The sequence below is a fragment of the Streptomyces viridochromogenes DSM 40736 genome, from assembly GCF_000158955.1.
Taxonomy (GTDB): domain Bacteria; phylum Actinomycetota; class Actinomycetes; order Streptomycetales; family Streptomycetaceae; genus Streptomyces; species Streptomyces venetus.
Genome location: NZ_GG657757.1, coordinates 5,386,989 through 5,400,577, shown reverse-complemented (window position 1 = coordinate 5,400,577; position 13,589 = coordinate 5,386,989). Strand labels below are relative to the sequence as shown.

Genomic DNA, 13,589 nt, shown 5'->3' with positions numbered 1-13,589 from the left:
TCAGGCCTGCTCAGCCGCCCTGCGCGTCAGCAACTCCCGCTCGCGTTCGTTCCGGGTGAGGGACGCCGCCCGCTCGAACTCCGCACGGGCCTCCGCCGGGCGGCCCAGGCGGGCGAGCAGGTCGGCGCGGACGCTGGGGAGCAGGTGGTAGTCGCGCAGGGCGGGTTCGGCCGCGAGGGCGTCGACGAGGGTGAGGGCGGGGCCCGGGCCCTCGGACATCGAGACGGCCACCGCGCGGTTGAGTTCCACGACCGGGGACGGGGCGCGGGCGGCCAGGAGGCCGTACAGAGTGGCGATGCGGGGCCAGTCGGTCTCCTCGTAGGTGTACGCGTGCGCGTGGCAGGCGGCGATGGCGGCCTGGAGGAGGTACGGGCCCGGGACGCCGGAGGAGGTGGCCTCGGCCCTGCCCAGCGCGGTGACGCCGCGGGCGATGAGCATGCGGTTCCAGCGGGCGCGGTTCTGGTCCCTGAGGAGGACGGGTTCGCCGGAGGGGCCGGTGCGGGCGGCCGTGCGGGACGCCTGGAGCTCCAGGAGCGCGGTCAGACCGTGCACCTCGGGTTCCTTCGGCATGAGGCCCGAGAGCACCCGGGCCAGGCGCAGGGCGTCCTCGCACAGGGAGGGGCGCAGCCAGTCGTCACCGGCCGTGGCGGCGTACCCCTCGTTGAAGATGAGGTAGATGACGTCCAGGACCGAGCCGAGGCGGGCCTCGCGGTCGGGGCCGTAGGGCACCTCGAAGGCGATGTTCCGGGTCGCCAGGGTGCGTTTGGCCCGGACGACGCGCTGGGCGACCGTCGGTTCGGGGACCAGGAAGGCGCGGGCGATCTCGGCCGTGGTCAGGCCGCCGAGCAGGCGCAGGGTGAGGGCGGTGCGGGCCTCGGTGGACAGGACCGGGTGGCAGGCCGTGAAGACCAGGCGGAGCAGGTCGTCGTCGATGTCCTCGGGGTCGGCGGGCTCCTCCGGCGGGGCCGCGTCGGGCAGGGCCCGGCCGATCTCCGCGAGCTTGCGGGCGTAGTTCTCGCGGCGGCGGACGAGGTCGACGGCGCGGTGCCGGGCGGTGGCCATGAGCCAGGCGCCCGGGTTGTCCGGCACCCCGTCCCGCGGCCACCGCTCCAGCGCGGCGACCAGCGCGTCCTGCGCGAGTTCCTCGGCGATGCCGACGTCCCGGACGACGCGGGTGACGCCGGCGATGATGCGAGGCGACTCCATGCGGAAGACGGTCTCGATGGCCTCGGCGGCCCGGTCGGGCCGGGGCGCCGGGGGCGGGGTGGGCTGCGGGGTCACGGTCCACCATCAGACACCCCTGGCGCCGCCCGGCCAAGCAGGACGGGTCAGTCCTCGGCGATCTGCCGGACCTCCGCGGTGATCGTCCAGTAGTCCTCGTGCAGGGACAGGAACCGCTTGGTCCACTCGATGGCCTCGGCCTTGTCCTTGCACTGGCTGATCGAGTACCCGCCGATGACCTCCTTGGTCTCGGTGAACGGCCCGTCGGTGACGGACAGCTGCCCGCCCTCCCAGGTCACCCGGCTGCCGTCCGCGGTCGGGGTGAGCCCGGCCGTGTCGAGCATGACCCCGGCCTTGGTGATCTCCTCCAGCAGCTTGCCCATCCGCTCCATGAGTTCGGGGCTCGGGCCGTCGGCGGGGGCGTTCTTCTCGTCGATGCGGATCAGGGTGAGAAAGCGCGGCATGGTGACTCCTCGGGCTTCGGCGAGCGGGGCCTCTCCCCGCTCTCACCCCTGCGTCGATCGGGAGACGCCCGGATCGACACGGTCGACGCATTTCTTCGAAGATTTTTCCCGGACGGCGTCGCCGCAGGTCAGCGCAGCGACTCCCACAGCTCCCGCGCCTCCGGCTCCTCGGCCACCACCCGGTTGGGGTCCGACGGTGCCCGCATCACCGGCATCGTCACCGTCCGCACCTCGCTCGCCGTGAGGCCCCTCAGGCTCTGTCCGAGCCGGGTCAGCTCGGCGAGGGAGTCCAGGCCGGTGTCGGTGGTGAGGCCGGCGGTGACCGTGTCGGCGACCCGGTACACCTTCGCCGGGTCGGTGAACAGGTCCTGGGCGGCGATCCGCTCCAGCAGGGCCTTCACCAGCGTCTGCTGGAGGCCGATGCGGCCGAGGTCGCTGCCGTCGCCGACGCCGTGCCGGGTGCGGGCGAGGGCGAGGGCCCGGGTGCCGTCGAGGTGGTGGGTGCCGGCCTTCAGGCGCAGGTGGCTGTCGAGGTCGTCGATGTCCTCGTCCGTGGTGACGGTGACGCCGCCGAGCGCGTCCACGAGCCTCGCGAAACCGGAGAAGTCGATCTCGACGTAGTGGTCCATCCGGACGCCGGTGATCGACTCGACGGTCTTCACCGCGCAGACCGGACCGCCCACCGCGTAGGCGCTGTTGAACATGGAGCCGTACGCGACGGACGTCGACCCGCCGGACGGGCGGGGGCAGGACGGGCGGGTGACCAGGGTGTCGCGCGGGATGCTCACCACCGTCGCGGCGGTCCGCCCGGCGTCGAGGTGGACGACCATGGCCGTGTCGGAGCGGGCACCGGAGCTGTCACCGCCGCCGAGCCTCCGGTTCTCCTCGCCGCTGCGCGAGTCGGAGCCCAGCACGAGGATGTTGAGCGCACCGCCGGGCAGGGCCGGTGCCGAGGACGACGGCGTGGCCACCGGCTTCGGCGGGCGGTCGTCGCCCAGCGCGTTGTCGATGTCGACGCTGGTGATGTTGTTGTCGAGATGCCGGTAGGCCCAGCCCGCCGCCCCGGTGGCCAGCACCAGCAGGGCTGCCAGCGTGAGGCCGGCGGTCCGCAGCACGGTCGGCCGCCGGCCCGTGTGTCCGCCCTCGTCCCCGTCCGAGTCGTGTCCCGTCACGGGCAGGAACATAAGTCCGAATTATTACCGGCAGGGACCTCGGGGCGCGTTTTCTTCGGAAATTCTCAGGCTTCCGGGCCCGGTCTCACCTCAGTGCCACCGGTACGAAAGTTTCGGTGGTGTAACCGATTGACTTCGGAGGGGTGGGGAGACGCCTGATCCACTCGTCGATACGTCAGCTTCCGGCCACCGGCCCCGCCGTACTGCTCCGCACCACCAGGCTCGTCGCCAGTTCCACCCGCGTGGCGGCCGGAGTGCCCTCCTCGCGGCCGAGGTCCAGGACCAGCTTGGCCGCCGCCTCGGCCATCTCCGTCAGCGGCTGCCGTACGGTCGTCAGCGGCGGCCCGACCAGGGGCGCCACCGGCAGGTCGTCGAAGCCGACCACGCTCAGGTCCTCGGGGATGCGCAGCCCCAGCTCGCGGGCGGCCTCGTACAGCCCGAGCGCCTGGAGGTCGTTCCCCGCGAAGACCGCGGTCGGCCGGTCGGGGCGGCGCAGCAGCTCCAGGCCCAGCCGGTAGCCGGCCTCGTGGTGGAAGTCGCCGTTCGCGATCAGCGCGGGGTCCACCGGCAGCCCGGCCGTCTCCAGGGCGGCCCGGTAGCCGTCGACACGGGCACGGCTGCACATCATCTGCGACGGCCCGCTGATCGCGCCGATCCGGCGGTGCCCCAGCTCGACCAGGTGCCGGGTGGCCGCGAGGCCGCCCTGCCAGTTGGTCGCGCCGATCGACGGCACATCGGCCCCCGGGTCACCGGCCGGGTCCATCACCACGAACGGGATGGAGCGGCTGGTCAGCAGCGCCCGCTGCGACTCGTCGAGCCCGGACAGCACCAGGATCACGCCGTGCGGGCGGCGGGCGGCGACCTGGTCGGCCCAGGTCCGGCCGGGGGTGAGCCGCCCCGCGCTCTCGGACAGCACCACGCTGAGCCCCGCGTCCCGGGCGACGTTCTCCACGCCCCGGATGACCTCCAGCGCCCAGGCGCTCTCCAGTTCGTGGAAGACCAGGTCGATCAGGGGCGAACGGGTCGCTTCGGCGCGGCGGCGCCGGTAGCCGTGGGCGCGCAGCAGTTCCTCGACGCGGGCCCGGGTGGCGGGGGCGACGTCGGCCCGGCCGTTGAGGACCTTCGAAACAGTCGGCGCCGACACACCGGCCTCACGGGCGATCTCGGCGAGCGTCGCGGTCTGCGCGGTGCGCCCCTGCGTCCGGGTTTGCGTCCGGCTTTCAACGGGCTCCGGGGAAGTCATGGCGGCGATCGTATCCCTGCGGGCCCCCTTGACGAAGTCCTCATGGCGCCATAGGTTCCCGGAACATTCGACGTGTATAACGAAACATTCGTGAAACCGGGCGCGGGAGACGATCGTCAGCACCGTTCACGCGCTCGTCAGCACCATCCGTCAGAGGGCCGTCCCGTCCACCCGACAGGAGCTTCATGACCACCGCGCCCTGGCGTGACCCCGCCCTGACCGCCGCCGCCCGCGTCGACGACCTGCTCTCCCGGATGACCCTGGAGGAGAAGACCGCCCAGCTGTACGGCGTCTGGGTGGGCGCCGCGACGGACGGCGACGGCGTCGCCCCGCACCAGCACGACATGACCGCCGACCACGACTGGGACGAGCTGATCACCCACGGCCTGGGACAGCTCACGCGCTCCTTCGGCACCGCCCCCGTGGACCCGGCGCTGGGCGCGCAGGCCCTAGCCCGCGCCCAGCGCCGTATCAGCGAGGCGGGCCGCTTCGGCATCCCGGCGATCGCGCACGAGGAGTGCCTGGCCGGCTTCACCGCCTGGCGGGCCACGGCCTACCCCGTCCCCCTGGCCTGGGGCGCCACCTGGGATCCTCCGCTGGTCGGGGAGATGGCCCGGCGCATCGGCGACGACCTGCGCTCGGCCGGCGTCCACCAGGGCCTCGCGCCGGTCCTGGACGTCGTCCGGGATCCGCGCTGGGGGCGCGTGGAGGAGACCATCGGCGAGGACCCGTACCTGGTCGGCACGATCGGCACGGCGTATGTGCGGGGCCTGGAGTCGGCCGGGGTCGTCGCCACGCTCAAGCACTTCGCCGGGTACGCCTCCTCGGCCGGAGCACGCAACCTGGCGCCCGTGCGGGCCGGTGTCCGCGAGTTCGCGGACGTCACCCTGCCGCCCTTCGAGATGGCGGTGCGCGAGGGCGGGCCCCGCTCGGTGATGGCCGCCTACACGGAGACCGACGGCGTCCCGGCCTCCGCGGACCCCGAGCTGCTGACCCGCCTGCTGCGCGAGGAGTGGGGCTTCACCGGCACGGTGGTCGCCGACTACTTCGGCATCGGCTTCCTCCAGACCCTGCACCGCGTCGCCGGCACCCCCGCCGAGGCGGCCCACGCGGCGCTCACGGCCGGCATCGACGTCGAACTGCCCACGCTCAAGTGCTACGGGCCTCCGCTGCTGGACGCCGTTCGGGCGGGCCGCATCCCCGAGGAGCTCGTGGACCGCGCGGCCCGCCGTGTCCTGCTCCAGAAGTGCGAACTGGGCCTGCTGGACGAGGACTGGGCCCCCGAGCCGGCCACCGCGGTCGACCTCGACTCGACGGGCAACCGCATCCTGGCCCGCCGCCTGGCCGAGGAGTCCGTCGTCCTGCTCGACAACCCCGACGGCCTGCTCCCGCTGGCCCCCGACACCCGCATCGCGGTGGTCGGCCCCCGGGCCGCCGACGCCCTGGCCATGCTGGGCTGCTACTCCTTCCCGTCCCACGTCCTGCCCCACCACCCCGACGTGCCGGTCGGCATCGAGATCCCGACCGTCCTGGACGCCCTGCGCACCGAACTCCCCGACGCCAAGGTGACGTTCGCGCAGGGCTGCGACGTCACGGACCCGGACACCACGGGCTTCGAGGAGGCCGTCGCCCGTACCGCGGAGGCGGACGTGTGCGTGGCGGTCCTCGGCGACCGGGCGGGCCTGTTCGGCCGGGGCACCTCGGGCGAGGGCTGCGACGCGACGGACCTGAGGCTCCCGGGCGCCCAGGGCGAACTGCTGGACGCGCTGCTGGCCACGGGCGTCCCCGTGGTGCTGGTCCTGCTGACCGGCCGCCCCTACGCCCTGGGCCGCTGGCACGGCCGCCTGGGCGCGCTCGTGCAGGCCTTCTTCCCCGGGGAGGAGGGCGGCCCGGCGGTGGCGGGAGTGCTGTCGGGCCGCGTGAACCCGTCGGGCCGCCTCCCGGTGAGCGTCCCGCAGGTCCCCGGCGGCCAGCCCTGGACGTACCTCCAGCCGCCCCTCGGCCTCGCGGGCGAGGTCAGCAACCTCGACCCGACCCCGCTGTACGCCTTCGGCCACGGCCGCTCCTACACGACGTTCGCGTGGGAGGACGGCACGGGCGGCGCGGAGCCGGCGGAGCTCGGCACGGACGGGACGTACGACGTGTCGGTGACCGTCCGCAACACGGGCGACCGCGAGGGCGCGGAGGTCGTGCAGCTGTACCTGCACGATCCGGTGGCGTCGGTGACCCGCCCCGACATGCGGCTGATCGGCTACCAGCGGGTGACGGCGGCGCCGGGCGAGGCGGTCCGGGTGACGTTCCGCTTCCACGCGGACCTGTCGTCCTTCACCGACCGCTCGGGCCACCGGGTGGTCGAACCCGGCGCCCTGGAACTGAGGCTGGCGGCGTCGAGCGCGGACGTACGGCACACCGCGCATCTCACCCTCACGGGCCCGGTCCGGGTGCTCGGCACCGACCGGCGGCTGCGGTGCGAGACGGAGGTCGGCGGCGTGGAGTGACCGGCCCGCTCAGCCCAGGCCCAGCGACTCGAACCGCCACCGGTGCACCGCCCTGGTGACCAGCTCCCCGTCCGGCTCCGGCAGCTCGGGCAGCTCTGCGTCGTACGGGGCGTCCCACCAGGTGATGACGAGGACCCGGTCCTGGGGAGCGCGCAGGGTCTCGCGGCGCAGGGGCTCACGGGGGAGCTCCTGGGCGCGGGCCCAGGTCAGCAGGGCCTCCCCGCGCCCGGCCACGGCCCGCGCCTCCCACATCAGGGCGACCGTCACGAGTAGAGGTTCTCCTTGCTGACCTCGTGCACATGGTCGTGGCCGTGGTGGTGGCCCGGGACATGAGGTTCCGTCACCGGCAGCGAGGAGTCCGCCGGCAGGTCCCAGCTCGACGCGGCCCGGTTGCGGGCCACCATCTCGGCGCCGAGCGCGGCGACCATCGCGCCGTTGTCCGTGCACAGCTTGGGCCGGGGCACGCGCAGCCGGATCCCGGCCGCCTCACAGCGCTCCTGGGCCAGGGCCCGCAGCCGGGAGTTGGCGGCCACCCCGCCACCGATCATCAGGTGGTCGACGCCCTCGTCCTTGCAGGCCCGGACGGCCTTGCGGGTCAGCACGTCCACGACCGCCTCCTGGAAGGAGGCCGAGACGTCCCGCACCGGGACCTCCTCCCCCGCGGCCCGCTTGGCCTCGATCCAGCGCGCCACGGCCGTCTTCAGCCCCGAGAAGGAGAAGTCGTAGGCCGGGTCGCGCGGGCCGGTGAGACCGCGCGGGAAGGCGATGGCGTTCGGGTCGCCTTCGCGCGCGTACCGGTCGATGACCGGCCCGCCCGGGAAGCCCAGGTTCAGCACCCGCGCGATCTTGTCGAAGGCCTCACCGGCCGCGTCGTCGATGGTCGCGCCCATCGGGCGGACGTCGGAGGTGATGTCGCTGGACAGCAGCAGCGAGGAGTGGCCGCCGGACACCAGCAGCGCCATGGTCGGCTCGGGCAGAGCGCCGTGCTCCAGCTGGTCGACGCAGATGTGCGAGGCGAGGTGGTTGACGCCGTAGAGGGGCTTGCCGAGGGCGTAGGCGTACGCCTTCGCCGCGGAGACACCGACCAGCAGGGCGCCGGCGAGCCCGGGACCCGCGGTGACGGCGATGCCGTCCAGGTCCCGCGCGCTCACCCCGGCCTCCTTCAGCGCACGGTCGATGGTGGGCACCATCGCCTCCAGGTGCGCCCGGGAGGCGACCTCGGGCACGACACCGCCGAAGCGGGCGTGCTCGTCGACGCTGGAGGCGACGGCGTCGGCCAGCAGGGTGGTGCCGCGGACGATGCCGACGCCGGTCTCGTCGCAGGAGGTCTCGATGCCGAGGACGAGTGGTTCGTCAGCCATTGATCTCGGTTCCTTGTACGGAAGTTGAAGGGTCTGTCAGGCGCATCACCAGGGCGTCCACGTTCCCCGGCTGGTAGTAGCCGCGCCGGAAGCCGATGGCCTCGAAGCCGAACCGCTCGTACAGCTTCTGCGCGCGGATGTTGTCCACCCGGCACTCCAGCATCACCTCGGCGCACTCGAAGGCGGTCGCGGCCCGCAGGAGTTCGGTGAGCAGACGGCCGCCCAGCCCGGTCCCCCACTGCTCCCGGGTGACGGCGATGGTCTGGATGTCGGCCTGTTCGCCGGAGGAGGCGAGACCGGCGTACCCGACGATCCGGTCCCCCGCCTCGGCCACCAGGTACTTCCGGGTCGCCTCGGGCCCGCGCGCGTGGGCCAGCTCGGACCAGAACATGCCCCGCGACCAGGCGTCGTCGGGGAACAGCTTCCGCTCCAGCTCCAGCACGGGGTCGATGTCCCACCAGCGCATCTCGCGCAGCACAGACGTCATGGGCTCGGTCACTTGGGGGTGACCACCTTGTAGTTCTTGGGGACCTGGGCGTCGGGCCGGCGCAGGTACAGCGGCCGGGGCTCGGGGAGGTCCCCGCCCGCGGCGAGCTTCTCGGCGGCCAGCCGGGCGAGGGCGGCGGCGGACACGTGCTCGGGCTCGTACGCCCTGGGGAAGGTGTCCGGGTAGAGCAGGGCGCCCGCGCCGACCGCGGGCAGGCCCTCGACCTGTTCGGCGATGTCGGCGGGCCGGTCGACGGCCGGGTCGCCGACGCGGGTGCGGGAGTCGGTGTAGCGCGCCCAGTACACCTCCTTGCGGCGGGCGTCGGTCGCCACGACGAACGGGCCCTCCAGGTCGGCGGCGTAGGCGAGCGCGTCCAGTGTGCACACGCCGTGCACGGGGACGCCGAGCGCGAGCCCGAAGGTCTCGGCGGTCATCAGTCCGACGCGCAGCCCGGTGTACGGGCCCGGGCCGATGCCGACGGCGATCCCGGTGACGGCGTCGAGCTTCAGACCGGCCTCGGCGAGCACCCGGTCGATCGCCGGCAGCAGCAGTTCCCCGTGCCGCCGCGCGTCCACCTGACTCGACGAGGCGATGACGTCGCGGCCGTCGTGCAGTGCGACGGTGACGGCGGGTGTGGCGGTATCCAGAGCGAGCAAGAGCACGCAAACAGCCTACGGCTCCCCGGGGCCCGTGTCGGACGTAACGTCGTCCGCCCGAAGGGCGGGCCCCGCGGCGCACGGTGCGTGCGATCGCAAGGCGCCGGAGCGTGCGGGCCGCACGGCGCGGGGCAGGCGGTACGTCCGACACGGGCCCCGGGACCCGGCACGGTCGGGCCTGCCGGGTCGTCACCTGCTGCTACCGTCACCTTCCGTCACGGCACGGCGGACACGGCGTGCACGGCAGGGTGGTACGACGCGGAGGTGGACGACGGTGGCAGTCAGCAGCTCGGGGATCGTGGCCGGGCTCACCGCCGCGGCCCTCGCCACGGTCGGCTACCTCGCCCACCAGGCGTCGCAGACCGTCCCGGCCGGTCTGGGCAGGCCGCAGGCGGGTGCCTCACCGGCGGCGTCGAAGGCGCCCCGGGTCAAGAAGGACCCGTCCGCGCTGCCGGACGCTTCCGGCAGCGGCGCACGGGTCGTGTACTCCCTGCGCGGCGACCGGGTGTGGCTGGTCGGCTCCGACGAGGTGGTCACCCGGACGTTCGAGGTCGACCCGAGCCAGGTGGACCCGCCCCCGGGCAGCTACGCGGTCACGTCCCGCTCGAACACCATCACCGGCTCCGACGGCGTCCCCGTCGAGCACGTCGTGCGCTTCACCAGCGTGCAGGGCGTGGTCATCGGCTTCAGCGCGGCCGTGGGCGGGGCGACCGCGGCGTCCCCGCCCGCCGGGCAGGCACGCACGGGCGGCATCCGCGAGTCGCGCGTGGACGGCGACGCGATGTGGACGTTCGCGACGATCGGCCGCAAGGTCGTGGTCGTCCGCTAGGGCCTGTCTGACGGGCCCCACAGTGCCTGCCGGGCCCCAGTGCCTGCCGGGCAGGCCCTAGGCGGCCTCGCGGTGGTCCTCGGCCGGCTCGGAGAGCTCCGGCTCGGGAGCGCGCGGGGGTGTGGAGACCAGCACCGCCGCCTCGCCCGCCGCCAGCAGATCACGCATGGACACCCCGGCGACCGCGAACGGCAGCGGCCGGCCCTTGCTCTGTGTAGCCGACATGGACGCCTCCTGAAGGGCGGGGGCGGAGGTAGTTAGGTACACCTAACTACGGACTGGATACCATGTGACCACGTCCGGGACACCGGACGCAACATCTTGCCGACGCCTTGTCGGAACGTTCATCAAAACACCACGCGGCCGGAGCTACGCCGCGAGCACGCTCAGGTCGGCCGACGCCCAGCGTTCCCCCAGACCGGTGATCGTCATCTGCCGGACCTCGTCGGTCGTGTCGCCCACCGCCCGGTGGATGACGACCTGGAGCCGGTCCTCGGTCAGTTCCTCGACCTTGCCCTCGCCCCACTCCACGACGACCACGGACTCGGGCAGGGAGACGTCGAGGTCGAGGTCCTCCATCTCGTCAAGACCGCCGGAGAGCCGGTACGCGTCGACGTGGACCAGCGGCGGCCCGTCGCCCAGCGACGGATGCACCCGGGCGATCACGAAGGTCGGCGAGGTGACGGCCCCGCGCACGCCGAGCCCCTCGCCCAGCCCACGGGTCAGCGTCGTCTTGCCCGCCCCGAGCTCCCCGCTGAGCATCACCAGGTCACCCGCGCGCAGCAGTTTCGCGAGCCGGCGGCCCAGCTCCCGCATCTGCTCGGGGGAGGTGACGACGATCTGGACGGATCCGGGCTCAGCCGGGTTGTGCGGTGCTGGTGCTTCCATAGCCCTTCACGGTAGCCCCTGCGGGCACGGCACCCGTGCGGGTGAGCAGGTCGGCGAGGCGGTCGGTGACCACTTCCGGGTGCTCCAGCATCACCAGGTGCCCCGCGTCCGGCACCAGCACCAGCTCGGCGTCCGGCAGCAGATCGGCGATGGCCTCGCTGTGCTCACTGGGCGTGACCAGGTCCTGCACCCCCGCCAGCACGAGGACCGGCAGATCGGCGAAGTAGGCGAGCGCCTCGCTCTTGTCGTAGTCGTTGAACGCCGGGTAGTACTCGGCGACCACGTCGATGGGCGTGCTCTCGATCATCCGCTCGGCGAAGCGGGCGATGGCCGGGTCGACGTCCCGGGACGCGAACGAGTACCGCTTGATGATCCCGGTGAACAGGTCAGCCGTGGCCCGGCGCCCCTTCTCCACCAGCTCGGCCTGTTGCCCCAGCGCCTTCAGCACCCCGGGCAGGACCCGCCGCACCGCGTTGACGCCCGCGACCGGAAGCCCGTAGTTCACCTCGCCGAGCCGTCCCGACGACGTCCCCACGAAGGCGACCCCGACGACCCGCTCCCGGATCAGCTCGGGGTACTGGTCGGCCAGCGCCATCACGGTCATGCCGCCCATCGAGTGCCCGACCAGCACGATCGGCCCGTCGGGCGCGGCCGCGTCGATGACGGCCTTCAGGTCACGGCCCAGCTGCTCGATGGTGACCGCCTCGTCCCGCGCCTGGGCCACGCCACGGCCGGAGCGGCCATGGCTGCGCTGGTCCCAGTGCACGGTCCGTACGACGCCCCTGAGCGCCGCCCGCTGGAAGTGCCAGGAGTCCTGGTTCAGGCAGTAACCGTGACTGAAAACGACCGTGACGGGGGCCGGGGACTTGCGTCCGAACAGCCTCCGGCGGCGCGGGCCGGTGGCGGGGGCGGCCTCGGGATCGACGTCGTCGACCTCGTAGTACAGCTCCGTGCCGTCGTCGGCGAACGCCTTGCCGGGCATGCCGCGCAGCGAGCCGTAGGGGCCCGCCGAGTCGAGCGCGAGCCGCGCCTTCTGGCGCATGCCGCGTCCGACGGTCATGCGTTCCAGGGCGACACCGGCGGCCGCGCCCGCGGCCACCACGCCTATCGCGACGCCCGCGATGCCGGTCGCCCGGCGCCAGCCTCCCGCCGCACCTGCGGCGGAGGCCGCGACGGCCGCGGAGGCGGCGTGCGCGACGACCTCCGCACTGCTCTCGCTCACGTACCGCTCCTCTTCGCCGGGCTGCTCATCGGACTACCGCTGCTGGTGGTGGTCCTGTCGGTCTTGCTGTCGGTCTTGGTGCTGTTCGGTGCTGCTGTGGTGCGCGTGACTGCCGTGCTTCGGGTGACGAGTTCCCCCTCCGAGTCACCTGTCCCGTCGCACATTCACACAGACGCAATCACATGGACACATTCACGGAGACCCGTTCACGGAGACGCATTCACATAGACGCGGGGAACGCGCGTTCCGATCCGCGTCACGACCTCGTAGGCGATGGTTCCGGCCGCCTGGGCCCAGTCCTCGGCGGTGGGCTCGCCGCGGTCCCCGGGCCCGAAGAGCACCGCCTCGGCGCCCGCCTCGGGCTCGTCACCGCCCAGGTCGACCACGAACTGGTCCATGGCGACCCGCCCGGCGATCGTGCGCCACTTGCCCTCGACCAGGACCGGGCCGGCGGAGGAGGCGTGCCGCGGGATGCCGTCCGCGTAGCCCAGCGGCACCAGGCCGAGGGTCGTCTCGCCGGGTGTCACGTACTGGTGGCCGTAGCTCACGCCGTGTCCGCCCGGTACGTGCTTGACCAGGGCGAGCGAGGCGGAGAGCGTCATCACCGGGCGCAGCCCGAAGTCGGCCGGGGTGCCGAGCTCGGGGCTGGGCGAGATGCCGTAGAGGGCGATGCCGGTCCGGACGAGGTCGAAGTGGCTCTCGGGGACGGTGAGGGTGGCGGGAGAGTTGGCGATGTGCCGGACCTCGGGGCGGATCCCTTGCTGCTCGGCGTGGCCGACCATCTCCCGGAAGAGGCCGATCTGGGCCGCGATCGAGGGATGGCCGGGCTCGTCGGCGCAGGCGAAGTGCGACCACAGTCCCGTGACGCGCAGCAGCCCCTCGGCCTCGGCCCGCAGCGCCTCGCGGACCAGCTCGGCCCAGTCGTCACCGGGCTGGCAGCCGTTACGCCCGAGCCCCGTGTCGGCCTTGAGCTGCACGCGGGCGGGCCGCCCCGCGAGCCGGGCGGCCGCGGTGACCTCGTCGAGGGCCCACATCCCGCTCACGGACACGTCGAGGTCGGCCTCGATCGCCTCCCGCCAGGGCCCCCCGGGCGTCCACAGCCAGCACATGATGCGGCCCGGCAGCCCCGCGGCCCGCAGGGCGAGGGCCTCCTCGGGAGTGGCCGTGCCCAGCCAGTCCGCCCCGGCGGCGACGGCCGCCCGGGCACACTGCACAGCCCCGTGGCCGTACGCCTCGGACTTCACCACAGCCATCAGGGCCGCGCCCGGCGCATGGGCACGCAGGGCACGCACATTGGCCCGCAGGGCGGCCAGATCGATCTCCGCCCGCGCCCGCAGGGGCGCGGTGGACGGAACTGTTCTCTCGCTCATCGCGCCCAGTGTCTCAGAGCGCCCGAACGCCCCCTAGGCGGCGGCCCCGGTAGGCCGACGACGCACCCGGCCCACCCCCACCCAGCCCGTCCGGCGCTGGAGGACGAGGCCGTCCAGGCCGGAGCTGGGGCCCGGGGGAGGCAGCCCCCGAGCTCGGGACGGGATGGGGCGGGAGGGG

At 73.5% G+C, this 13,589-nt stretch carries 14 protein-coding genes; 2 read left to right on the top strand and 12 right to left on the bottom strand.

Annotated features, from left to right (window positions below):
* The 4 genes from SSQG_RS23900 to SSQG_RS23885 all read right to left on the bottom strand — a co-directional run bounded on the left by SSQG_RS23900 (position 1) and on the right by SSQG_RS23885 (position 4,100).
* A complete protein-coding gene (locus SSQG_RS23900; RefSeq protein WP_003992409.1) occupies positions 1-1,281 on the bottom strand; it encodes an RNA polymerase sigma factor in 1,281 nt (426 codons plus the stop codon).
* A gap of 47 nt (positions 1,282-1,328) precedes the next feature.
* Positions 1,329-1,685, bottom strand: a complete 357-nt coding sequence (locus SSQG_RS23895; RefSeq protein WP_003992408.1) for a YciI family protein — start codon at positions 1,683-1,685, stop codon at positions 1,329-1,331.
* 128 nt (positions 1,686-1,813) lie between these two features.
* Positions 1,814-2,869: an LCP family protein gene (locus SSQG_RS23890; protein WP_003992407.1), complete on the bottom strand. Its 1,056-nt coding sequence runs from the start codon at positions 2,867-2,869 to the stop codon at positions 1,814-1,816.
* Between the two features lie 163 nt (positions 2,870-3,032).
* On the bottom strand, positions 3,033-4,100 hold the full coding sequence (locus SSQG_RS23885) for a LacI family DNA-binding transcriptional regulator (RefSeq protein WP_003992406.1): 1,068 nt from the start codon (positions 4,098-4,100) through the stop codon (positions 3,033-3,035).
* Positions 4,101-4,285: 185 nt separating this feature from the next.
* Between SSQG_RS23885 and SSQG_RS23880 the strand changes: the two genes are divergently transcribed.
* Entirely contained in the window at positions 4,286-6,598 is a 2,313-nt protein-coding gene (locus SSQG_RS23880; RefSeq protein WP_039933508.1) for a glycoside hydrolase family 3 N-terminal domain-containing protein, read from the top strand.
* Between the two features lie 9 nt (positions 6,599-6,607).
* On the opposite strand, the gene SSQG_RS23875 is transcribed toward SSQG_RS23880, so the two are convergent.
* The 4 genes from SSQG_RS23875 to tsaB are packed head-to-tail and all read right to left on the bottom strand — an operon-like array spanning position 6,608 to position 9,108.
* Entirely contained in the window at positions 6,608-6,865 is a 258-nt protein-coding gene (locus SSQG_RS23875) for a hypothetical protein (protein WP_003992404.1), read from the bottom strand.
* Positions 6,862-7,959 (bottom strand): tRNA (adenosine(37)-N6)-threonylcarbamoyltransferase complex transferase subunit TsaD, encoded by a 1,098-nt coding sequence (gene tsaD / locus SSQG_RS23870; RefSeq protein ID WP_003992403.1) that lies wholly within the window; start codon positions 7,957-7,959, stop codon positions 6,862-6,864. Before tsaD ends, SSQG_RS23875 begins: the two co-directional genes overlap by 4 nt.
* On the bottom strand, positions 7,952-8,446 hold the full coding sequence (gene rimI, locus SSQG_RS23865) for a ribosomal protein S18-alanine N-acetyltransferase (protein ID WP_425315020.1): 495 nt from the start codon (positions 8,444-8,446) through the stop codon (positions 7,952-7,954). The genes tsaD and rimI overlap by 8 nt, the downstream gene beginning before the upstream one ends.
* An 8-nt stretch (positions 8,447-8,454) precedes the next feature.
* On the bottom strand, positions 8,455-9,108 hold the full coding sequence (gene tsaB, locus SSQG_RS23860; RefSeq protein WP_003992401.1) for a tRNA (adenosine(37)-N6)-threonylcarbamoyltransferase complex dimerization subunit type 1 TsaB: 654 nt from the start codon (positions 9,106-9,108) through the stop codon (positions 8,455-8,457).
* A gap of 268 nt (positions 9,109-9,376) precedes the next feature.
* On the opposite strand from tsaB, the gene SSQG_RS23855 reads away from it, so the two are divergent.
* Entirely contained in the window at positions 9,377-9,931 is a 555-nt protein-coding gene (locus SSQG_RS23855) for a hypothetical protein (RefSeq protein ID WP_003992400.1), read from the top strand.
* Positions 9,932-9,988: 57 nt separating this feature from the next.
* Here the strand turns inward: SSQG_RS23855 and SSQG_RS41915 are convergent, their stop codons facing one another.
* The 4 genes from SSQG_RS41915 to alr form a co-directional block, all read right to left on the bottom strand.
* Positions 9,989-10,156, bottom strand: coding sequence for a hypothetical protein (locus SSQG_RS41915; RefSeq protein WP_167545796.1), 168 nt, complete (start codon positions 10,154-10,156; stop codon positions 9,989-9,991).
* A gap of 144 nt (positions 10,157-10,300) precedes the next feature.
* Positions 10,301-10,819, bottom strand: a complete 519-nt coding sequence (gene tsaE / locus SSQG_RS23850; RefSeq protein WP_003992399.1) for a tRNA (adenosine(37)-N6)-threonylcarbamoyltransferase complex ATPase subunit type 1 TsaE — start codon at positions 10,817-10,819, stop codon at positions 10,301-10,303.
* Entirely contained in the window at positions 10,788-12,041 is a 1,254-nt protein-coding gene (locus SSQG_RS23845) for an alpha/beta fold hydrolase (protein WP_003992398.1), read from the bottom strand. Before SSQG_RS23845 ends, tsaE begins: the two co-directional genes overlap by 32 nt.
* 206 nt (positions 12,042-12,247) lie before the next feature.
* On the bottom strand, positions 12,248-13,411 hold the full coding sequence (gene alr, locus SSQG_RS23840; protein ID WP_039933506.1) for an alanine racemase: 1,164 nt from the start codon (positions 13,409-13,411) through the stop codon (positions 12,248-12,250).
* Positions 13,412-13,589 lie beyond the last annotated feature (178 nt).

Coding starts and splice junctions, on each gene's coding strand:
- SSQG_RS23890 (WP_003992407.1), bottom strand. CDS start 2,869: ATGTTCCTGCCCGTGACGGGACACGACTCGGACGGGGACGAGGGCGGA.
- tsaE (WP_003992399.1), bottom strand. CDS start 10,819: ATGGAAGCACCAGCACCGCACAACCCGGCTGAGCCCGGATCCGTCCAG.
- rimI (WP_425315020.1), bottom strand. CDS start 8,446: ATGACGTCTGTGCTGCGCGAGATGCGCTGGTGGGACATCGACCCCGTG.
- tsaD (WP_003992403.1), bottom strand. CDS start 7,959: ATGGCTGACGAACCACTCGTCCTCGGCATCGAGACCTCCTGCGACGAG.
- SSQG_RS23895 (WP_003992408.1), bottom strand. CDS start 1,685: ATGCCGCGCTTTCTCACCCTGATCCGCATCGACGAGAAGAACGCCCCC.
- SSQG_RS23880 (WP_039933508.1), top strand. CDS start 4,286: ATGACCACCGCGCCCTGGCGTGACCCCGCCCTGACCGCCGCCGCCCGC.
- SSQG_RS23885 (WP_003992406.1), bottom strand. CDS start 4,100: ATGACTTCCCCGGAGCCCGTTGAAAGCCGGACGCAAACCCGGACGCAG.
- SSQG_RS41915 (WP_167545796.1), bottom strand. CDS start 10,156: ATGTCGGCTACACAGAGCAAGGGCCGGCCGCTGCCGTTCGCGGTCGCC.
- alr (WP_039933506.1), bottom strand. CDS start 13,411: ATGAGCGAGAGAACAGTTCCGTCCACCGCGCCCCTGCGGGCGCGGGCG.